Raw genomic sequence first — 23,365 nt, 5'->3', positions numbered from 1 at the left:
CTATCTATTGACGGTGGGGTAATATGGAGATTACTTATGTCAATGCAACAAACAAGTATTAACGCAATTCCTGATAATGAACAACGAATTTTTGGCCCGAAAGCTTACGTCGCGATGTGGTGGGGTGATGCGGTCATGGTCGGTGCTTTTTTATTAGGCTCCAGTTTAATACCTCCTTTTGGAGAAATGAACCTCTGGCAAGCGATGACAGTTCTAGTTATCGCTAATATTCTAATCGCACTGATGCTGGCGGTTAATGGTCAACCTGGTTGGAAGTACGGTATCCCAATGATTGTCCAATTACGCTCATCATTCGGGTTAATAGGATCAAGAATCCCCGGTTTTTTACGAGGCTTTCCCGCTATATTTTGGTACGGAATTCAAACTTGGTTAGGTGCCCAAGCGATTAATAGTATTGTTATGCAAAGCTTTGGTTTTGATAACGTCTGGGTGTGGTTTTTCTCCTTCCAAGCAATTCAAATCTGGATTTCAGCTAGAGGCATGAATTCAATCAAATGGGTAGAGATTATAGGCTCTATTTTCATTATGTTTGGATTAGTCTACTTACTCTTTTTATTCATTGATCAGTTTGGCGGAAAGGTCCGCGAGGTTGGTGATATCCCGGGCACTTGGGCTCTACCTTTTTGGTTGGGGATTACGGCTGTTACCGGTAATTTTTCAGCCTTATTCTTAAATGTTTCTGACTACACCCGCTTCATTCCTAAAAAGACCGTCAGCCAAACAACTTATATGAACATTCATATTTTAGGGGTTTTACCGCCAAGTATTTTAATGCCTCTTATAGGGATCATAGGAGCAGCAGCGGTTGGTTTATGGAACCCTGTTGATGTTATTAGCCAATATGTTCCATCAGAGATTGTGAGCGCTTTTATATTGTTCTTTATTGCGCTAGCTCAAATCACAACTAACCTTGTAGCTAATATCATTCCACCCGCGATTGTTGCAATGGATGTGTTTAAGATCTCATGGGCAAAAGCTTGTACGATAATTGGCATACTTGCGGTATTCACCTTCCCATGGCTCATCATGCAAGCTGATTTCTTCCTATTATTTGTGGCGGGTATTTCGGCACTAATGGGGCCATTATTAGGGGTTATGTTAGTCGACTACTTTGTTATCCATAAAAGACATTATGAACCTGATGCATTATATGAAGGTGAGATGTATTCAAAATGGAAGAAAGTTAATCCTGCAGCTTTGATTGCTAGCCTAGTTGGTGCAATCTTGGCGTTAATCTTTATCGATATTTCATGGTTTGTAGGAACGATAGCAGGAGCGATGTCTTACTATATTTTAATGAAAGCATGGATAGCAAAACACGACGAATACACGGCTAATGCTTTTCAGCGTCGCTCAAACCTTAGAGGAGCACCATCAGAAAGTTAAAATTAAGGCCTGATATTTTACTATCAGGCCTTCTTATTTTATCCCTCAATCCCCGCATGACGCAATAACGCATCAATTTTCGGCTCACGACCACGGAAGCGTTTGAAGAGCTCCATAGGCTCTTCACTGCCACCCATTTCTAGGATGTTATTCAAGAAGCTTTGTCCGGTTTCTTTATTGAAGATACCTTCTTCTTCAAAACGTGAATAAGCATCACTTGAAAGCAATTCAGCCCACAAGTAGCTGTAGTAACCCGCGCTATAACCACCAGCGAAAATATGGCTGAAGGCATGCGAGAAACGGTTCCATTCTAGGCTTGGTAATACCGCGACTTTGGATTTCACATCCGCCAACGTTTCTAGCACTTTCGCGCCAACTTCTGGGTCGTATTGTGAATGTAGCGTGAAATCGAATAAACCGAACTCTAACTGACGCAGGATAAACATTGCCGATTGGAAGTTCTTCGCAGCAAGCATTTTATCTAGCATTTCTTTTGGTAACGGCTCACCCGTTTGGTAATGACCAGAAATAAACGATAGCGCCTCTTCTTCCCAGCACCAGTTTTCTAGGAACTGACTTGGTAGCTCAACTGCATCCCAAGGAACGCCGTTAATGCCCGATACCGCTGCCACTTCAACTTGAGTTAGCATGTGGTGAATGCCGTGACCAAATTCATGGAATAAAGTCACCACTTCATCATGCGTAAACAAGGCAGGTTTATCGCCCACTGGCTTGTTGAAGTTACAAGTTAAGTAAGCCACTGGCGATTGAGTTGAACCGTCAGCCAGCGTACGACGTACACGACACTCATCCATCCAAGCGCCACCACGTTTGTGTTCACGAGCGTATAAATCTAAGTAGAAGCTACCGCGCAATTGACCTTGGCTATCGGTGATTTCAAAGAAACGTACCGACTCATGCCAAACATCAACGCCAGTTTTTTCAGTCACTGTCATGCCGAAGACGCGATTTAATACTTCAAATAAGCCAGATACCGCTTTTGATTCAGGGAAGTATGGACGTAATTCTTCATCGGAAATTTGGAACAGTTTTTGTTTTTGCTTTTCGCTGTAGTATGCAATGTCCCACAGGTTTAATTCAGTGACGCCACATTCTTGCTCAGCAAATTGACGTAGCTCCTCAACTTCACGCTCACCTTGAGGTTTGGCTTTAGTCGCCAAGTTATTAAGAAACTCTAAAACTTGCGCTGGGGTTTCTGCCATTTTGGTAGCTAACGATTTTTCAGCATAAGAGCTAAAACCAAGCAGACGTGCGATTTCATGACGAAGTTTTAATTCTTCCGCCATCACTTCTGTGTTGTCCCACTTACCCGCATTTGGACCACGATCAGACGCGCGAGTCACAAAGGCTTCGTACATTTCTTGGCGCAATGCTTGGTTATCACAATACGTCATCACTGGAATGTAAGATGGCATTTCTAACGTTAGTAACCAACCGTCTAGCTCTTTCGCTTCTGCATTGGCTTTTGCTGCCGCCATTGCAGATTCTGGCATACCGGCTAATTCTGCTTCATCGGTAATGTGCTTAGTCCAACCCATGGTGGCATCAAGCACATTGTTCGAGAACTTAGAGCCAAGTTCAGATAGACGTTTGCTGATTTCGCCATAACGCTTTTGTTGATCGGCAGGTAGACCAATACCCGATAATTCAAAATCTTTTAATGCATCGGTGATCGATTTTTGTTGCGCAGTATTGAGGCTAGCAAATTCATCACTGGCTTTAAGCGCTTTATACGCTTCGTACAGTCCTTTATGTTGACCAACCCAAGTACCGTATTCAGACAATAGTGGCAGACAGGCTTCATAAGCTTCACGTAGTTCTTCACTATTTTGAACCGAGTTTAAGTGACTGACCGGTGACCAAAGACGACTTAAACGATCATCGGTTTCCGTTAATGGTTCACAAAGACTATCCCACGTTGGTTCTGCGCCACCAGCAAGTACTTTTTCAACTTGAGCGCGGCAATCAGCAATTGCTTGCTCTACAGCAGGTTGGACATGCTCTGGTTTAATTTGAGAAAACGGTGGTAAACCATCTTTAGATTCGACGAACAAGAGTAACGGATTAAACATGAATGCTTTCCTTAATTCGTGTATCCCCTTTGTACTTGAAGTTGCAGCTTTGTTGACGGCGCTCATTCGCCCCAATCACTTAGGCAAGCTAAGCTCATGGGGCCTCATTCACTTGTCGCCTCACTGTAACTCCAATTACTTTGGGGATAGTGATTCTTCTATATTTAGAAACTTTTCTTTAGGTATAAATGTAGGCTAACTCACTAGATTTCAATGGCGCTGAAAGTAAAAACTGCTTTGGGCTTTCTTTTATCAGGCAAGGCTCAATAATATTCGGTATCATAGACGGTAATATTGACCCAATTTCAAGAGATAAACCATGCTGAGTTATCGCCATAGTTTTCACGCTGGCAACCATGCCGATGTGGTAAAACACATAGTACAAAGCTTAATTTTGAATGCCTTAAAGCAAAAAGATAAGCCGTTCGTTTACCATGATACGCATGCTGGTGTGGGTCGCTACGACTTAACTCACGAATGGTCAGAAAAAACCGGTGAATACAAACAAGGCATCGCGCGCATTTGGGGACAAGATTTACCTGAAGAAGTGACTAGCTACTTAGATTCAATCCAAGCTCTAAATGATAGTGACGAACTGCGTTACTACCCGGGCTCTCCACGCGTAGCACGTGCTCACTTACGTAATCAAGACCGCATGGTGTTAACAGAACTTCACCCGAGTGATTATCCGCTTTTAGAGCAAGAATTTCATCGCGATCGCCAGGTGAGCATTCATCAAAAAGACGGTTTTGAGCACTTAAAAGCCAGCTTGCCACCGAAAGAGCGTCGCGGCTTAGTGTTAATCGATCCGCCTTATGAGTTGGCTCACGAATACCAAGATGTGGTGAGAGCCATTGCACAAAGCCATAAACGCTGGGCGACCGGTATTTATGCCATTTGGTATCCTGTGGTTTATCGTCATACGATTGATGACATGATTGCCGATCTTAAAAAACTCGATATTCGTAACATTTTACAAATTGAATTAGGCGTCTCTGCCGATAGTCTTGAGCGCGGTATGACCGCATCAGGCATGATAGTGATTAATCCTCCATGGAAACTCGAAAGCCAAATGACCGAAATTTTACCTATGCTGCAGAAGGCAATCGCGCCAAGTACTGGTCATCATAAAGTTGAGTGGATTGTTCCAGAATAAACAGTAATAAATTGAACTAGGGTTGCATAATCCATCTGCTACCCTCATTAAATAAATAAAGACAGACATAACAGGTTACGGAGAACAGAATGACAACGCATTTTGATTACATTTGTATTGGTGGCGGTAGTGGCGGTATTGCATCGGCTAACCGCGCAGCCATGTACGGCGCAAAAGTGGCACTGATTGAAGCTCAAGATCTGGGTGGTACTTGTGTCAACGTAGGTTGTGTACCTAAGAAAGTGATGTGGCACGGCGCGCAAGTAGCGGAAGCGATTAACCTGTACTCAAAAGATTACGGCTTTGATGTTGAGCTAAAAAGCTTTAACTGGGCCAAAATGGTAGAAAACCGTCAAGCCTATATTGGCCGTATTCACCAATCTTACGACCGCGTATTAGGCAATAACAAAATCAATGTTATCCGCGGCTTTGCTAAGTTTGTCGATGAGAAAACCGTTGAAGTTAATGGCGAGCAATACACGGCTGATCATATTCTGATCGCTGTCGGTGGCCGTCCAACCATTCCAAACATTCCTGGCGCTGAACACGGCATTGATTCAAATGGCTTCTTCGAGTTAAACGAACAACCAAAACGTGTTGCTGTGGTAGGCGCAGGTTACATTGCGGTTGAAATTGCTGGCGTACTGAGCGCATTAGGCACTGAGACTCACCTATTTGTTCGTAAAGAATCGCCACTACGTAGCTTCGATCCTATGATTGTCGATACTTTAGTTGAAGTGATGAACACCGAAGGCCCTACGCTACACACTAACTCTGTACCGAAAGAAGTGGTAAAAGAAGCCGACGGTAGCATTACTCTTCACCTAGAAAATGGTGAAAGCCAAAACGTTGATACCCTAATTTGGGCAATTGGTCGTCATCCAGCAACCGATGCCATTAACTTAGATGTGACTGGCGTTGCAACTAACGATCGCGGTTATATCAAAGTGGATGAATACCAAGAAACCAACGTTAAAGGCATCTACTGTGTGGGTGACATCATGGAAGGCGGGATTGAACTAACGCCTGTAGCCGTTAAAGCCGGTCGTCAATTATCTGAGCGCTTATTTAACGGTAAAACCGACGCTAAGATGGATTACAACCTAGTGCCAACCGTAGTATTTAGCCACCCACCAATCGGCACCATTGGCTTAACCGAGCAAGATGCAAAAGCGCAATACGGCGAAGACAATGTGAAAGTGTACACCTCTGGCTTTACTGCGATGTACACCGCAGTCACGTCACACCGTCAACCATGCAAGATGAAACTGGTTTGTGCCGGTGACGATGAGAAAGTCGTTGGCCTACACGGCATTGGTTTCACGGTTGATGAAATGATCCAAGGTTTTGCCGTAGCAATGAAGATGGGCGCAACCAAAGCAGATTTTGATTCTGTCGTCGCGATTCACCCAACTGGTTCGGAAGAATTTGTTACCATGAGGGGTTAGTGTAGGAAAAACATCTTACACACGTAAACAAATCTGGAAAATAATCAATCACTGTCCATACTGTATACATGGGCAGTGATATTTTTCAGGATGATTTATGACTTACCTTGTACACTCCAGCGATGTTTTCAAAGAAACTGAGCTACAAAAACTGGACAATGGTACATTCCATTGCCTCCCTTCCAATGACAATATCGGTTCGCTGCCAACCCTCTTTTCGCAAGATGGTGTATTCAATCACGAAGCCAATAGCTACCTGTTTTATCTCAAGGCTGTAAAGAAAGCAGAAGATTTATCTCCTTGCGCACAGGCTCTACGTGCCTATTACCAATTTCTTGAGGACAAGGAACTTCGCTGGGATGGATTCCCACCAGTAAAGAGGCTCAAACCGACTTACCTATACCGCTCTCACCTGCTCAAGCAAATAAAGCAAGGCGAGCTTGCATACAGCACTGCCAGTGTTCGTATGAACCAAATCGTCAATTATTATAAGTGGCTAATGCATGATGGTTACTTACGCGTAAAGAGTGAGAAGGAAGCTCCATTCAAAATGGAGTTCGTCTCTGTTCAGAATCGTGGGATGCTTGCCCACGTCTCTCCAACTTTCATTGTTGAGACCAGTGATTTACGCATAAAAGTACCGAGGGATGCAGATAGTAGAAACATCAGGCCACTATCCCCCTTAAGCCGTGATGCTCTTGGTATTTTAACGCAGTACCTTCCACAAACGTCTGAAGAGTTGCGCTTACAAGCCTTGCTAGCGACTGATACAGGCATGCGGGTTGAAGAAGTAGCAACCCTAACACTAGATGCGTTAGATACTGCAACTCCACTTGCTGAGAGTCAACATCGCTTTGAAATTCTGTTATGCCCCCGCTCTACAGGCGTACAAACCAAGTTCCTAAAAACTCGGACTGTCGAGATTTCATCGGACTTGCTCCAATCATTGAATGAGTATCGAGTTTCAGAACGCCGCCTTAAGCGTGTTACTAGGCTTAACGAGAAAATCGAACAATTACAAAGCGATGCTGTCAGCTTTACCCAAAAGACCATTGAAATACTAGAGCGTTGTGATCGTCACGAACCACTTTTTGTTAGCCAACAAGGTAATCCTGCTACGGGTAAATCCATTGAAGCTCGATGGATTGAGTTCAGGGCAGAAATAAAACGGGCAGAGCCATCATTTGCCCATCGCTTCCATGATTTACGTGCCACTTATGGCACTTATCGACTCAATGATATGTTAGCGGCGAATTTGCCCGTAACTGAGTGTATGGAGCTGCTAATGAGCTGGATGGGACATAAAGACGAAAGTACCACTTGGAAATACTTGCGTTACTTAAAACGCAAAGAAGCCTTCAAGGTGAAATTTGGCATCCTTGATAGCATCATGCACGAAGCGCTAGGAGATGACGATGAGTAACCTCACTTACCTAAGTAATTGGAAGCCTGAGCTATGCATTAATCTAAGCATTATGGGTGAAAATTGTCTCGCCGATTTCAATCGTTTTTTCTTCAAAGGGGTTCCTAAAACTGAGCGGTTACAACGAGGAGAGCAGTTTGAAGATGCTGGTCGAAAAAGTTTCATCTTTCAGCTAAAAGACCGATTTGATGAAAAAATTGAAGAAGGTAGTAGCAGTTGTTGGCTCCACTCCATATTCTTGGAAACCTCTAGGTACCTCAAGTTATGCGACGCAATTAATTCGCCAGCATTTACCCAAAAATCACTTGAACAGTATATGTCTAAACTGCAAAACAACGTCATGTTGGGAGTACTAAAGAGCAGTACATATAAGATAAAGCATAGCAAAATGAACGCACTCTTTACGCAGTATCTAGAGTTACCACATAGCTACTTTGATAATGTAGTGATAATGGATAGCAGAGATACTGAATCTTTTGAATCGTATACGCGCAGTGATTTAAACAAACTTCTCCCCTTTTTAAGACAAGTCTTCAAACAGACTTACAAGCAGTTTATCGAAGCTCCTGACAAACATATTAATGCATGGAGAGTCGTTCCTACGATGACATTTGAGTGGAAAGGCGAGGTGTATCCTTTGTGTGCCGGTATTTCAAAAATGATGAGTGCAGCTACATATCTTTTGGCGTATTACACCTATACTAACACCAGTAATTTACTTCAACTAAAACAACCAAATAACGCTTCAATGTCTACGGGGGAAGCATGGTACACCATGCCAGCATTCAAGCGTCGTGCTTTTAAAACTATCCAAGTTGAGATGGGAGCTCATGAGTTGGAAGTACCCAAATATGCATTAGATTTTTTCGATAAGCTAATTAATGCTTCAAAAATAATAAATGCAAATAACGACGCCACACTGATCCAAACAGTGACCTTCCAAAAAGCAAAACCCTTAACATCGAGAACACTACAAGCCTTCACAAAAATCTGGGTTGAAAAACACTTTAGCTTTACCGACCAACTAGGACGACGATTACGTCCTGTCATTAGCCGTTTTAGAGAGACAGGCTCTCAATTAACCTCATATCATCAAGGAGAAATGATTAATAACCTCATGCTTAACAACACGCCCAACACCCGCAGACGTCACTACAGCGAGGGAAATAAGCAGATAAATAACGGCATGATGCAAGATACGCTGTTAATTCGGGAGGAGCAGATCAAGAGCGGGGTTAGTACTCAGCAAGCACAAGAAAACCTCAATATTAAGGTACTGGTCATAGAGGAAGAGAACAAGATTAACCATCCCAATTTGAGTCGTACCTCGAATGGTGGTAGCTGCGCTGCCCCATTCGGTGAAAAGTCACGAAAGTATACCAAGAAAGCTCAAGCGCAAGGGCTTACCAAGAAGGGGGAGCGATTAGCCTGTGCCGACCTACTGGGGTGCTTTGGCTGCCCTGACCAAATCATTGTGCAGTCGGTCTCAGATATCTGGTGTCTTCTCTCATTCAAGGCCTGCATTGAGGAGTCACTTTACCTTCATTTAGATGCCAGCCATTACCGAAAAAACTTTGAGGATATCGTGCAGTTCATTAAGCAAAAAATACTGCCGAACATCAATAAGCGGTTATTGAGGCAGGCAGAAACCAAGCTCGACGATGATGGTTACCACCCCGCTTGGGATGACAGTGATTCCGTTTTAGGGTTAATTCCAAACTCAATGGCCGAGGTAGGATAGTGGATACATCTAAGCTCTATTTACCCGATTTTCCACAGCAACATAAAGTTGAAGACGTTGACGTAGTTACACTCTGCCATGAGGGACGATTTGAAGAGTTAGATGCAGTCGTCATCTGCAAAGACAAAAAGGGCAACGTTACTGCTACCTTTGGGCAAAACAATTGGGATTGCTTTCCTTTCTCTCGAAAGAAAGATAAGAACAATCTAAACACAAAGGAATTTGAATGTGCTCCTAAATTACAGCGAGAACTTAAGTTGCTGACTTTTGGCTGGTTATTCAATAAAAGCCCTAAACAAAAAAAAGCAGTAAAGTTCTCAAGTGTTCGCACTCGACTAAGTAGTATAAAGGTAGCTTATAGTTTCTTGATGGAGAGTAACTATAATTCATTGAAAGATCTTGGCTCACCTGTTGTTTGGGCTGAGTTTGAGCGCTTCTTGCAAAAATGTAGCTATGCCCAAGGAACCATCGAGTCTACTTTCGTGGCAATAAATACCGCCATAAATGATGAGTCATGGCACAAACTTGAGCTTGGCCTTAATCCAATAAAGTCAAATATTGAAGCAAGACGGATAAATTCAAATGAAGCACAACAAACTCTTGTTATACCTGGACGTCTATGTGATGCCATTTATGGAAAGGCTATAGAACTGATCAATAGTGCTCACCCACATAGACAATTGATTTTAGATATTGAGAAGTCTCTACAGCATAACTATGACGAGGGGGTGCGTAATCTTGAAGAAAAAATAAAGCAAGGGAACCGTTATTCCTTCATGGGTGAAGATGGTAGCTTCGATAAACGAAAATACATTTCCGCAGCTCAAGAGTTACAACCCCGCAAAGTTAAAGACCTTGTCGAACCATTAGCCACTAAAATACCAAGTATCAAGTTAAAAAATGGAATGGACTTTAAACGCTACTGGGGTCAACTAACCAATGCTTGCTATATTATCTGTGGCGGTTTTAGCGGTATGCGAGATTCCGAAATCGATAAACTAACACCTAAAAGTTATTACAAAGATAACTTTGAAGGGCGTGACTTCCACATGCTGCAATCTCATACTTTTAAGTTAGGGCATAAAAGAGAAACATGGGTTACCGCTTCATCTTCTAAAACTGCAATAGAGTTAATGACCACACTAACTGAAGAATGGCGGAAGGAAGTTAGTTATCCAGATAAAAAATACAAAGACTCTATTTGGGTAAATAAATCATACCGCTCCAAGCCCCCCACATTAATTACAGGCTGGAATCACCGACTACAGCGTTTTTGTAAGCAGTTCAATTTCATTGTAACTGAAGAGGATTTTGCAGAATGCCTTGAGTCAAACCCTCACGCATTCAACCGTGTAAAAAAAGACGTAACAGTTGGAAATCCATGGCACATGACAACTCATCAGTTTAGGCGCACTTTGGCCTTTTATTGCATTAAGAACCGCCTAGGGACATTAGTAGCGCTCAAACAACAGTTCAAGCACTTATACCTCGCGATGACCGAGTGGTATACCAATGGTGGGAGGCTGGCGAGCCTACGGGATCTGAAAGTTGACGAGCAAGTGCAAAAGGCACTCGATGAAATTAATGCTGAAACCACCACAAATAAAATCTTTAAACAATGGCACTCAGATGAAAAACTATCGGGCACTTATGGCAAAGCGATCATGAAAATGCGAGGGGATGTACCGACTATTTATAGCTCATGGGATGTTATCTATAAAGCCGTAAAGGATGGTAAGTTGACACTGCATGGTTCAATGCATAGCTATTGCAAATCTGGTTATGACTGCGATATGAACGGTGTGGTCGCCCCCCAATTCTGTGTGGACTGTGGGTCTGGTAGCAGCATCATAGATGAACAGCAAGCCAAGTGGTGGCAAAAAAAACATCGTCGTTTAGTGGCCTACATGAAGTCGGATGAAGATATTTCAGTCAGTGAACAGAGCCACTACATAACTCAAGTAAGGGCTGCTGAAAAAGTCATGGCTGACTTTGATATGCCCTTCACGCCTTTTGAACCTGATTTGAAGGTAGCGAATTTATGAGTAAGAGCGAAAATACACGACTAGTATTAGAGGCTGCCCTAGAACGAATTAAACAAGGCAAGCCTAAGCGTATCCCTACTCACCGTAAGCTCAGTGTGAGAGCTGTAGAGGAAGAAGCTAACCTAGGTAATGGCAGCGGCTATTATTACCCTGAGTTTGTGGAAAAAGTTAAGCAAACCAAAGCTGAAATTGCGACAGGCAAAGGTGAAATAGTCCAACCAGAGATCCAGACTGTACGCACCAAGCTCAAAGAGCAAAAGCGCATCAAGGATAACTACAAGGCCAAGTACGAAGCAGAACGCAAGAAGCTAGCTCTTTTTGCAGCGGCACAGCATCACTTGAACGACAAGCTAGTGCAGGCATTGGCTCGTATTGATGAGTTGGAGTATGAGAATGCGGATCTTCGAGAGCAGCTTGCAACATTAAGACGAAGTCAGGTGATATCTATCAAATAGACATATCAATATTCGTTGAGTCACAACAATTGTCAAATGAGGCCAACTATCACAAAAGCCATTAAAACAGGTATATATGCCATTGATGGAGAATTATACTGACCTGAAATATGAAATTCGTTCAGTATAGGATTCACAATGGCATCTAGTCAGCAAGACTTCGAGCAATTTGTTCGATGGCTTCACCAACCAGACAAAAATACACCTAGCAGCGTGCGTAAGCTAGCAAATCTTGTTCTTCGTAATTTTGACGAGCTATCTCAAACTACGCGACACCGAAGTAGCCGATCTATCTATCTTGTAGAGCTAATGCGCGGCGCACTTGAAGCGGCTGAAGATAATGAACCAGTAATCACCCTTGAGAACGAAAAAAGTGAATGGTCATGGGCTAAATTAAATAATTTAACACTTGGGCCATTTCGAGGTTTTCGTACTCCAGAACCATTTGATTTATCGAAGCAGATAACCCTTTTCTATGGCCCAAATGGAAGTGGAAAAACCAGCCTTTGTGAAGGACTTGAGTATGCTTTACTGGGTGAAGTGGAAGAGGCTGGTAGTAAACGTATTGCTGCAAATACATATTTAAAGAATGTCATTGAAAATAGATTCGAGGTGCCGCAACTAACTGCCATCAATCATGAGGGTGAGGAAGTAAACGTCGTTTCTAATCCTGAAAGTTACCGATTCTGTTTTGTTGAAAGAAATCGCATCGACTCATTCTCTAGAATGGCAGCACGCCCCAACGGACAGCGTGCGGAGTTGATAGCCACTCTATTCGGAATGGATCAATTCAGCGATTTTGTAAGCCATTTCAACGAGAGTATTGATGGGCAGCTCGTACTCACCAATGAACACCAAACGACTCTCACCGCTCGTAAAGCTACTCTTACTGCTGACCAAGCACTTGTTGCAAATGAGGCAGCTTCACTTGCTAACCTAACAAATGAAGAACAGGCACTAGCACTTACCTATAGTGATGAGACTACATACGAATCTTTAAAGCTACTGATTGGCTCAGACGAAAAACCTAGTCGCATACATGAACTGAATCAACTAATTGAAACTATTCCTCCTGCGCAAATTGGACTAACACTCCCAAAAATCAGTGAAACACTAGATAGCGTCCAGACCCTAAGTGATAGCCTTAATGAAATCACGACCGCCCTCCACACAATGAGCGACCAAGTTTCTTATAAAGCTCTCTACAATTCTATTCTAGAGCTTCAAGAAATAACTGGTGACCGATGTCCTGCTTGCAATACACCTTTAACAGGAGAATCAAGTGTACGAGAAAACCCATTTGAAAAAGCGACTAGTGGGCTAGAACAATTAAGGGAGTTGACAGTTCTGCAAGAGCAAAAGCAGGAAAAGCAAATTGCGCTAGAGCGAGCCTCTAGAACGCTTCGTAATACACTAAAAACTATCCATTCATTCCTTAACGGCGAAAGTAAAGATTTTGCCCCACTTAAGCAGTATTTAGAACAACTTCCTGATGAACCAACAGATATATGGTGGCTAGATATCTACCCAAAAACAGAGGAGGCCAGACTAAATAACAGCCTTCTAAGCCAACTATATAGCATTGTAGGACTAATATCTCAGCAGGATGAACAGTCACAGCTAGCTGAACAACAACGTCAAATACACATTGAGGAACGCCAAACATTAATCCAGTATCAGCTTCGCGTTCAAGCACAAGACCTTAAGCGACAACAACTCTTAAACGAATTACAGGCCGCGAAACGGCGTATTGAAGAGTTTGATGAAGCAAATGCTGAATTGATCGCTCTTGCTGAGCAAGAAAAAGCCAATATTGAAAGAGATCGCCCATACAAAACTTGTTATGACCAATTCCTTGAGGCACTTAAGGTGTACAGGTCAGAGCTTCCAGCTCAGTTAATGGAAGGACTAAATGAAGCTACTATGGAGTTATACAACTCTTTTAATCGTAGTGATCGTGAGGAAGATAAGCTTGCAGCATTACACCTCCCAATAGACGGAAATGGAAAGATTGAAATTTGTTTTAAAGGTAATCTAGAGAACAGTGTCGATGCTCTACATGTCCTTAGTGAAGGACATATTCGCTGTTTAGGGCTAGCAATTTTGCTAGCGAAAGCCAAAAGCATAGGATGCCCTGTAATTGTGTTTGATGATGCTATCAATGCAATAGATCACGATCATAGAGGCGGGATTCGAGAAACAATATTTGAAAGTGATAATTTTGAAGAGCATCAATTGATTGTTACTTGCCATAGCAATGAGTTTATTAAAGATATCCAACAACACTTGCCCGTCCAAAAACGAAATGACTGTAAGGTTTATGTGCTCCGCCATCACAATGGAAACTACCAGCCGAGAGTTGTAGGTAATATCCCAAGCGCTAATTACATTGCCAAGGCTAGAGCTGCAAAAGATGTTTTAAATGATAGAGATGCTCTATCTGCGTCAAGACAAGCTTTAGAAATGATATCGGAAAAAGTATGGAGATGGCTTGGAAGTCATGGTCATGGTGTACTAAAGCTGATGATTGTTGGCGCAGGAGCTGAGCCTTCTTTAAGAGATCTGTGCAATGCCATATGCAAAAACCTAAGAGACGCCAGAACATTCGAACATCCAAACAAAGCTCCTCTCATCACAGCTTATACGCATATTCTGGGCATTCCCGAAAATAACTTAGTTTGGACTTACCTTAACAAAGGGACGCATGAAGAAGCTGATCGTGATGATTTTGATAGCGAACAAGTTGAAAAAGTTGTCCAAACGTTAGAAGGCATTGATCAGCTAGACTTAAGGCCAAATAGATAAAACTCTGGAAAGTGGTATACTACAGCTCAGTATTTTAGGAAAAGTGGAGATATTTCTCTACTTTTCTGGAAAAGGTCACCAAACCTTATCACATAGAACTTTCCAGATTTTTTACAGAGCCAACCTGTGTTAGTAGATCGATACCATGAGATAGTCTTATATCTTCACTTATTATCTAGAATCCTCGCTAAAAATGGCGGGGATTTTTTTATTTATAATTCAGTGATATTCATCACAACAGTGACACTTACTGCCCAAGTGTGTAATATAACACCAGTAGTCGTAAGGTTAATTTAGACGCCACCTATTATTATCGACAACCTTGACTCAAATTACCTGATACCCCCAGGTTTCAATATCGCAATACCAATGCATTAGGATGATTCATTGTCAGTGAGCCTTTTTCCTCACTGATATCTCGTACGGATAACTAAGATAGTTTTTTGCTTTTTATACGTATAATAAAAAAGACATCATCAAATGAAACCAATTTTTGTTTCCGCCACCAAAACAATGTCTCGATTAATTTCGATGCTTGGGGCTGCACTTGCCTGCATTACACCAGCCTACGCGGAAGTTCTGCAAACGAACACCAGTGTCATGCTGGCTGAAAATCAGCCTAGTAATGAAGCAACTCATCAACCTACTGCGGATGACGCCCTCCTTCTTTCTCCTACAGTTTCGAGTAATGTTCATAAGCCACCGACAGCTGCCGAGAAAAACAAGCGCGTTTGGGACCATGTACTACCCTTTGGTGGTCAGCAAGCGATCTATAATGGCTATGATTTGCCGTTACCTTTTGGGATTAGCTTTTTATATACCCAAGTGCAACAGCATCAAAACATCAGCAATATCCAAGTGGGTGCCAACTCTCTCGGAGGCAATTTATCCATTCCGATGTCCGATATTCACCCCGACTTATTTCGCTTTGATAACTTCTATACTGATACCAAAACCCCGCAAGTTAAAGTTGATGCTTGGGTGCTACCATTCTTAAATGTGTTTGCCACAGTAGGTAAACTGAAAGGTGAAGCGGATTTAGATATGAACATCGGTGGTAGCCGCTTACTCGATCAAGTAAGTAATCACATCAATTCTTGTAAGCCTGGAGTAGCCGGAGCGGCTTGTCGTGCTTTCCGATCTAAACTATCTGGAGCTTTAGGCCGTGACTATCCTATTCATGCCACTGCAGAACTCGATGGTTACACTTACACTTTTGGTGCCTTGATTGCCGGTGCATCTGGCCCCTGGTTCTACACTATGCCAGTGAGCTACACTCAAACTCGCATGAAAAAAACCACCGTCGATGGTAATACCATCAACATTCAACCACGGGTCGGCTACGGTTTTGATTTAGACTACGGAACTAAGTTAAGTCTTTATACTGGTGCCGGTTATATGAAAACCAGCCAAGATATTTTCGGTAGTTTTAGCCTAGATAAACGACAAGCGATTGATGATATCAATGCCGATAACAGCTTGCCATTTAGCGTACATCAGGAAAACCAAAAGCCATGGGCAGGAATCATTGGTTTAGCCCTAGATGTTAATCAATACTTATCAGCTGATCTGGAATATACGGGTTTAGGTGGAGATCGTAAGCAATTTTTATTTATGTTTAATACTCGCTTTTAATCGTTTTTAACTAGTCTTTGTATTAAACATTAGCGTAAAATTTTAAATACCGTATCTAGGAACCAGACTCCACTATGTTCATTTTGCTTTTTTCCATGCTCTCGTATTGGACAGGAACGCCGATAACGAGCTTAACCAATCCAGATTATCGCGCCTACGACTCGCCGTATAATTATAATAATTTGCAGATTGGTGCCGGTTGGCAAACCGATGGCTTGGATATTAAGCTAGGTGGCAGTTATATGATCAATGAGAACTGGATCTTCACGGGCCATTATCAGAACTACTTCCTTAATGATGGTGATTTTCCAACCGGTGATAATGCCTACGATTCCAAGTTTAGCCAAAGTGATGTCGCGTTTGGTGCGTTATATCGCATGCCAATCAACCCTTCACTCGATTGGGTTGTCGGTGGCGAACTGGGTTATGACTGGTACAAAGATCGTGAAACGAGCTCAACTGCCGAAGAAGTTGTCGGCATTGATTATGATGACCACAGTGTTGGTGTGAAAGGCTTAACAGGCTTACGTTATAGCCTAACTCGTAACCTTGAATTGGGTGCAGACATCGGCGCTAAATACGCCTACGACCGTACTTATCTACAAACATCAGCTGAAATGAACTACTACTTCACTGAAAACATTGCGCTGGGTGGCAGAGCCAGTTATGAAGACCACGATGGTCATATTGGCTTTTATATTCGAGTATCTAACTAACCTCGCCAGATTTATTAGACAATATGTGAGGAAAAATTGTGTCCTCGTATTTTCCTCCTACCTTATCTATTCAAACTGTAAGATAGCGCTGAACTCCCCATACCTAGAAACTAAAAGGCATAAACTAAGCTAAACTGTAAATAATTACTTTCGCTCGCTTAATTTGTGTGTAATCAATGTAAATATCCATTACCATACCTTCATTAAGACACCGATACATTGATTTTAGTTACCTCAAATAACGCCTTAATGACTCATCAATATTACAATAGAAATGAATGGATCTTATTCTATGTCTCGTCGCTCCCTCTCTAGATTTGCCAACGTCAAGTACAGTGTAAGCCTTATCAGCGCTTACCTGAGCTCTGTGCTGTTTTCGGTTGCCTATGCAGCCTCAAGCCAAATTGGTGAAGTCGCGACGGTACCTAAAGCAGGTACACCACAAAGCACTCAAACAACCCAAGCGAAACCAACAACGAGTAGCAATCCAAATCGTCCGGCGAATTCAGATAAAGTGTGGGATAGAATATTACCGATAGGTGGCCAGGTCGCAATTTATAATGGCTACGATTTACCTCTGCCTTTTGGCGTCAGCTTTTTATACAGCTATATCGAACAAGATCAGACGATTAGCGATATGAAGGTTGGCTATGGTGGTCCAGCCAATGTTGATATTGATTTTCTGTCTTTTGACCGATTTCGCAGTAAAACCAATACCCCACAATTAAAGCTCGATGCTTGGGTACTGCCTTTCCTTAATGTATTTGCCACCGTTGGCCGCATTAAAGGCACCATAGATATTAAGATGAGCATGCCAAAAGGCAGCGTTGTGACTAGCGATCCTGTGACCACTGCGATTAATGATGGCATACAAGCTTACTGCGCCAAGAACCCAGTTAAATGTCGAGCAGGTAGTGCTCTAAAGCCAGATACACCACCAGATCTCTTTAATGGTGATCCTTGGCGCCTCAATGCTGAAGCTGAGATTGAAGGTTACAACTACAGTCTTGGTGCGATGTTAGCTGGTGCCAGTGGTGATTGGTTTTATACTATGCCTGTTGTATACACCCAAACTAAAATGAAGAAAACCAATGTCAGTGGCGGTACCCTCAATATTCAGCCACGTGTCGGCTATAATTTTGAACTCAATCATGGGCTAGAATTGGCGCTGTATACTGGTGCGAGCTATATGGATAGTAACCAAACCATTTCTGGTGGCTTTAACCTTGAAACCATGGAAGCGACCCAAGATTTTGATGCGCCGCACACCATTGCTTTTGAAGTACACCAAGAAAATACTGAAAAATGGGCCGGCATTCTAGGCGCCAACTTTACGGTCAATAAACACTTATCTGCCGCCATGGAATACACTGGTGTGGTGGGCGATCGCCGTCAACTGATCATTATGGTTAATGGCCGCTTCTAGTTTCGAGTTTCGAGTTTCGAGTTTCGAGTTTCGAGTTTCGAGAAGATAAAAACCTTGCTCATGAATCGAGCAAGGTTTTTTTATATTGGTATTACTGATCGGCGGGGAAAACCACGCCGGTTTGTTTGCGAACCTCTGTGCTGATACGCGATACACCCAACGCTCTCGCTTTAGCGTTTTCACATAACTTACCTTGCTTGATTTGCTCAGCAAAAATGCTCGCTTCATAAGTCATGGTGTTTTCGACTTGAGGGACGGTTAGCGTGACTGCTTCCTCGCCTCGCAATTTCAACACAATATGATCGCATTCCGAAATGTGCTCAATAATCATTGAACCAGCTTCGCCTTGGATCTCACTTGGGATATTTGAATCGGAAACTTTAGAGTGGGAAATCACCACATCATGCGCTTTGTAATTCAAAATCACTGTGCCATGGGCATCAACGCCAGAATCAAGTAAGTGAGCATTCGCTTTAACCGTTTCAGGCTCGCCAAATAGCGCCACGGCACTAGAGACACAGTAGAAACCGATATCCATAATTGAGCCGTTTGAAAAAGCGGGATTGAAAGTATTCGGATTTTCGCCATCCAAATAACGCAGATAACGAGATGAATACTGACAGTAGTTAATAAACACTTTGTGCAGTTTACCTAGCTTATCAAGATTTTGATTAATAAGCTGGAAGTTAGGTAGGTACTCCGTTTTAAATGCTTCAAACAGTACCACACCATTTTGCTGAGCCACTTGGTACATATGCTCAGCTTGAGTGATATTCGAAGCGATAGGCTTTTCACAAATCACATGCTTACCATTTTCTAACATCAACACGCTTTGTTCATAGTGCAGAGAGTTCGGACTAGCAATGTAGACCGCATCAAACGCATCACTTTGCGCCATCGTCTGTAAATCGGTAAAACACTGTACTTGAGCGTTAAACGGCGCAGCAAACTCTGCCGCTCGCGCTTCGCTGCGTGAATATACAGCGGTTAATTCAAATTCATTCACTTCTAATGCTGCTTGTACAAAGCGTTCAGTGATCCAGTTTGTCCCGATAATGGCTAGACGTAGCATAGTGTTCCTTTACTCCCAATAAACAAAAAACCGTAGAAGTTGCTCCTCTACGGTTTTCATCATACGTAAATTTATCTCGCTGAGTAACTAAATTTCAGAATACCCAAAGTAATTGGCGTTGTAGTGAGGCGACAAGTGAATGAGGCCCCATGAGCTTAGCTTGCCTAAGTGATTGGGGCGAATAAACGCAGTTAACAAAGCTACAACGTCAAGTACGACGGGTATTATTAGCCTTTATATAACTTAGGATTAAACACGTCTCGCAACCAGTCGCCAAGCAAGTTAATCACTAACACTATGGTAACTAATACAATGCCAGGGAAGGCTGTAATCCACCAAGAGCCAGAGAAAATGTAGTTAAAACCAATACTAATCAATGAACCCAATGATGGTTGGTCAACTGGCAAGCCGAGGCCTAAGAAAGACAGCGCCGCTTCCGACATGATCGCGTTGGCGATCTGTACCGTTGAGATAACCAAAATTGGCGATAAACAGTTCGGTAGAATATGACGGAACATGATGCGAGGTGAACGGAAACCCATTACACGCGCTGCTTCCACATACTCTTTCTTCTTCTCAGCCAATACGGATGCACGAACCGTACGTGCGTATTGTGGCCATTCAGCAACACCGATAATCACAATCAGCATTAACACGGCATACTGACCATAAAATTCCCCACCGAAGCTAGCTTTAAAAATCGCAGAAACAATGATCGCTACCATCATAGTAGAGAAAGATAATTGAATATCAGCAAAGCGCATTAAGAAGCTATCAATTCGGCCACCAAAGTAACCGGCTGACAAACCAATAATGATACCCAAAAACAGTTGAACTGCTACCGCGAAAAAGCCAATCATTAACGACAAACGCGAACCATATAAAATGGTTGAAAAGATATCTCGCCCTTGGTCATCGGTACCTAACCAGAATGCTGGGTCACCTTCTGCCATCCAAGACGGTGGCAGTTCTGAGTTCATAATATCAATCGAGGTTAAATCATACGGATCGGTTGGTGCGATCAACGGCGATAAAATAGCGGCCAAAAAAAATGCCATAAAGACCGCAAAGCTGACCATCGCTACTTTATCACGTAGGAAGTAATACAAGATGTCTGATTGTTTGAAGCGCTCCCAACGAGTAGGAACAACAGATGAAGTTTGCTGATTCATAATTATGCTCCTTTTCCTGTAATATTGACGGTTGGGTTAACCAAACCATAAAGTAAATCGACGATGGTATTTGTGACTACGAAGATCAAACCGACGAAGATAACGTAAGCGGTAATTAACGGTGTATCGACACGGTTAATCGCTTCAAGGAAAAGAAAGCCTGTTCCCGGCCATTGGAATACGGTTTCAGTCAAAATGGTGTAAGCCACCATAGTACCAATCTGCACACCACCTACGGTTAATACCGGTAGCATGGTATTTTTCAGTGCATGTTGGTAATAAATTTTGTTCATCGCCAAGCCTTTCGCTCGACAAAATTTAATGTATTCAGAGCCTAGCACTTCCAACATTTCAGAACGGACTAAGCGAATAAATAACGGCAACATGATTGAAGCTAAAGAAATACAAGGCAAGACTAAATGCGCTAAGCCATCAAGTGTAAACAGACCAGAATCCCAACCTAGAATATCGCTGGTATCTCCACGTCCATAAGATGGCAGCCAGCCTAGCTCTATCGAGAACACATACATCAACATAATCGCGGTTAAGAAAACCGGAATTGAAATACCAATACTACTAAAACCCATAATGATTTTGGTTAAAATACTTTTGGGATTGATAGCTGAATAGACGCCGAGTGGAATCGATAAAAAGATAATGATTAATGTCGCGCCAAAAACCAGCTCTAAAGTCGCAGGAAGTTTATCCAAAATAACTTCTGCCGCAGGTTTTTTAAAAAAGTAAGATGTGCCTAAATCGCCATGCAATGCATCCACCACAAAACGAGAATACTTAACTGTGAATGGGTCATTGAGTCCCAATTCATCACGCAATGCTTGTCGCTCAGCTTCTGAAACTGATTGTCCGACTAACTCACGTAACGGGTCACCTAGGTTATCCTGTATGGAAAACGCTACTAGACTGATCACAAACATCACTATCAGTGCCTGAAATAGGCGCTTGACCAGAAACGTTAACATTCCTTGCCCCTTAAATAATCCATTAAATGCTGGTTAGATCCATATTTCTTAGAAGTAACCAGCTTATTTTTATAAGGCCGCATATCAAAATCCGAAGAAAATACGGCCTATTATTCACCAATAAAAACGAGCTAATAAAAACCAATTAATCTCGTTAAATTCGCTTATTTTTCATCAACCACTAAATCACCAAAGTATGGGAAGTTCATCGCATTCACAATTGGTGTAATGTGAACATTAGACTTCGCGCCCCACGCTAGGTTTTGCCAATGTAGTGGTACAAAAGCGGCGTCATCATAAAGAATACGTTCAACTTTTTTCAATTCAGCACTACGCTTCTCTGGATCGGTTTCGGTATTCGCTTGAGTAATCAGTTTATCGACTTCTGGGTTTGAATAATGACCACAGTTATATTGTCCTTTACCTGTTTTCTCATCACGAGTCATAGTCAAGAATTCAGTTAAGTTGGCCGAATCTTCAGTATCGGCGTGCCAACCAACCATTAACATATCGGCCGAACATTTATCAAACTCAGGCCAGTATTGCGCTTTTGGCATGGTTTTCAAATCAACTTTAATCCCAATCTTTGACAGCATTGCCGCAGATGCTTGAGCAATTTTGGCATCATTCACATAGCGGTTATTTGGTGCAATCATGGTTAAGCTAAAGCCATCTTCATAACCCGCTTCTTTCATAAGCTGTTTGGCTTTTTTCAGATCATAGCGAGGTGTTAGCTCAGGATTATAACCCGCGTAACCTTCTGGACTTTGTTGACCAGCGGCAGTCGCAAAACCTTTCATGATTCGCTTAGCAATACCTTCATTATTAATTGCATAAACGATCGCCTGACGAACACGCTTATCTTTAAGTGCAGGATTGCTGTCTTGGTTCATTTGCAGTGTAATGATGCGTGTACCAGGAAGCGTCACTAAATCGATACCATCGGCACCCTTCACTCGCTCATGATCATTCGGAGCAACCGGAGCAATCATATCCACACCGCCAGAAAGCAAAGCGGCAACACGGGTAGCATTTTCTTTGATTGGTTTAAGTGTCAGGTGATCAACGTTACCTTTTGAGTCTTTATCCCAGTAATCAGCAAAACGTTCAAAATCGACTTTTACGCCTTGTTCGCGATCAGTCACAACGAAAGGACCGGTACCTGAAATATGAGTCGATGCATAAGAGTTACCATGCTTCACAATTGCAGATTTATCGTTGCCATTTTCATCTTTACCAGAATAAAACTTACTATCCATAGGGAAGATGTAAGTCGCAGATTGAAGGACTAGAGGGAAAGCATCTTTAGTCACAAGATCTACCGTGTAATCATCGACTTTTACTGCTTTTTCAAACGGTTCAAAAATAGCTTTAAAATCTTGTGAGTTTTGTAAACGATCGAAAGTCCACACAACATCATCGGCAGTCATTGTATTGCCTGAATGGAATTTCACGCCTTTACGCAAATGAAAACGCATGGTTTTATCATCAATTCGCTCCCACTTTTCAGCCAAACGAGCTTCAAACTCAAACTTTTGGTTATAGCGAACTAGCGGGTCAAACACCATGTGAGACAGCTGTAAAGTACCACCTGATAATTGCTCATGCGGATCCATTGATACTGGGTCAGCATCATAAGCCACGGTAATATCAGCAGCCATTGCGTTAAAGCTCAAACCCGCAGCCATTAATGCTACGGCTAATTTGCTCTTCATCATTTTCATTTGCATAACTCCTTCATGCGGGAGGACATCCCTTGTTTTTATTTAGAGTGTGTTGTGTTTATACATC

16 protein-coding genes are annotated in these 23,365 nt (G+C 42.4%); 11 read left to right on the top strand and 5 right to left on the bottom strand.

Annotated features, from left to right (window positions below):
- Positions 1-36 precede the first annotated feature (36 nt).
- Positions 37-1,407: an NCS1 family transporter gene (locus K358_RS18225; RefSeq protein WP_051241241.1), complete on the top strand. Its 1,371-nt coding sequence runs from the start codon at positions 37-39 to the stop codon at positions 1,405-1,407.
- Positions 1,408-1,445: 38 nt separating this feature from the next.
- On the opposite strand, the gene prlC is transcribed toward K358_RS18225, so the two are convergent.
- Positions 1,446-3,500 (bottom strand): oligopeptidase A, encoded by a 2,055-nt coding sequence (prlC, locus tag K358_RS0108250; protein WP_027696374.1) that lies wholly within the window; start codon positions 3,498-3,500, stop codon positions 1,446-1,448.
- Between the two features lie 319 nt (positions 3,501-3,819).
- Here prlC and K358_RS0108245 point away from each other — a divergent pair, with 319 nt between their 5' ends.
- From K358_RS0108245 to K358_RS0108200, 10 genes are all read left to right on the top strand, one after another.
- On the top strand, positions 3,820-4,656 hold the full coding sequence (locus K358_RS0108245; protein WP_027696373.1) for a 23S rRNA (adenine(2030)-N(6))-methyltransferase RlmJ: 837 nt from the start codon (positions 3,820-3,822) through the stop codon (positions 4,654-4,656).
- A gap of 89 nt (positions 4,657-4,745) precedes the next feature.
- Positions 4,746-6,104, top strand: coding sequence for a glutathione-disulfide reductase (gene gorA / locus K358_RS0108240; RefSeq protein ID WP_027696372.1), 1,359 nt, complete (start codon positions 4,746-4,748; stop codon positions 6,102-6,104).
- Positions 6,105-6,201: 97 nt separating this feature from the next.
- The gene (locus K358_RS0108235) at positions 6,202-7,527 is read left to right on the top strand and encodes a tyrosine-type recombinase/integrase (RefSeq protein ID WP_027696371.1); all 1,326 of its coding nucleotides are present in this window, start codon (positions 6,202-6,204) and stop codon (positions 7,525-7,527) included.
- Positions 7,520-9,268 (top strand): hypothetical protein, encoded by a 1,749-nt coding sequence (locus tag K358_RS0108230; protein WP_027696370.1) that lies wholly within the window; start codon positions 7,520-7,522, stop codon positions 9,266-9,268. Before K358_RS0108235 ends, K358_RS0108230 begins: the two co-directional genes overlap by 8 nt.
- The gene (locus tag K358_RS0108225; RefSeq protein WP_027696369.1) at positions 9,268-11,313 is read left to right on the top strand and encodes a site-specific integrase; all 2,046 of its coding nucleotides are present in this window, start codon (positions 9,268-9,270) and stop codon (positions 11,311-11,313) included. Before K358_RS0108230 ends, K358_RS0108225 begins: the two co-directional genes overlap by 1 nt.
- On the top strand, positions 11,310-11,768 hold the full coding sequence (locus tag K358_RS0108220; RefSeq protein ID WP_027696368.1) for a hypothetical protein: 459 nt from the start codon (positions 11,310-11,312) through the stop codon (positions 11,766-11,768). The genes K358_RS0108225 and K358_RS0108220 overlap by 4 nt, the downstream gene beginning before the upstream one ends.
- Positions 11,769-11,906: 138 nt before the next feature.
- Positions 11,907-14,573, top strand: a complete 2,667-nt coding sequence (locus tag K358_RS0108215; RefSeq protein ID WP_027696367.1) for an AAA family ATPase — start codon at positions 11,907-11,909, stop codon at positions 14,571-14,573.
- A 480-nt stretch (positions 14,574-15,053) separates the two neighbouring features.
- The gene (locus tag K358_RS0108210) at positions 15,054-16,208 is read left to right on the top strand and encodes a hypothetical protein (protein WP_027696366.1); all 1,155 of its coding nucleotides are present in this window, start codon (positions 15,054-15,056) and stop codon (positions 16,206-16,208) included.
- 74 nt (positions 16,209-16,282) lie between these two features.
- Positions 16,283-16,924: an outer membrane beta-barrel protein gene (locus K358_RS0108205; protein ID WP_027696365.1), complete on the top strand. Its 642-nt coding sequence runs from the start codon at positions 16,283-16,285 to the stop codon at positions 16,922-16,924.
- 292 nt (positions 16,925-17,216) lie between these two features.
- A complete protein-coding gene (locus tag K358_RS0108200) occupies positions 17,217-18,350 on the top strand; it encodes an outer membrane beta-barrel protein (RefSeq protein WP_027696364.1) in 1,134 nt (377 codons plus the stop codon).
- A gap of 91 nt (positions 18,351-18,441) precedes the next feature.
- On the opposite strand, the gene K358_RS0108195 is transcribed toward K358_RS0108200, so the two are convergent.
- The 4 genes from K358_RS0108195 to K358_RS0108180 all read right to left on the bottom strand — a co-directional run bounded on the left by K358_RS0108195 (position 18,442) and on the right by K358_RS0108180 (position 23,298).
- Positions 18,442-19,422, bottom strand: a complete 981-nt coding sequence (locus K358_RS0108195) for a Gfo/Idh/MocA family protein (RefSeq protein WP_027696363.1) — start codon at positions 19,420-19,422, stop codon at positions 18,442-18,444.
- Positions 19,423-19,649: 227 nt separating this feature from the next.
- The gene (locus K358_RS0108190; RefSeq protein ID WP_027696362.1) at positions 19,650-20,594 is read right to left on the bottom strand and encodes an ABC transporter permease; all 945 of its coding nucleotides are present in this window, start codon (positions 20,592-20,594) and stop codon (positions 19,650-19,652) included.
- A gap of 2 nt (positions 20,595-20,596) precedes the next feature.
- Complete coding sequence (locus tag K358_RS0108185; protein WP_027696361.1) at positions 20,597-21,574, bottom strand: ABC transporter permease; 978 nt, start codon at positions 21,572-21,574, stop codon at positions 20,597-20,599.
- Positions 21,575-21,738: 164 nt separating this feature from the next.
- Positions 21,739-23,298 (bottom strand): ABC transporter substrate-binding protein, encoded by a 1,560-nt coding sequence (locus tag K358_RS0108180; RefSeq protein ID WP_027696360.1) that lies wholly within the window; start codon positions 23,296-23,298, stop codon positions 21,739-21,741.
- Between the last annotated feature and the right edge of the window lie 67 nt (positions 23,299-23,365).

Origin of the sequence: Vibrio litoralis DSM 17657, assembly GCF_000426765.1 — a bacterium.
In the GTDB taxonomy this organism is placed as follows: Bacteria; Pseudomonadota; Gammaproteobacteria; order Enterobacterales; family Vibrionaceae; genus Vibrio; species Vibrio litoralis.
The sequence above is the reverse complement of the archived record's forward strand: the minus strand, read 5'-3'. Positions and strand labels throughout refer to the sequence as shown.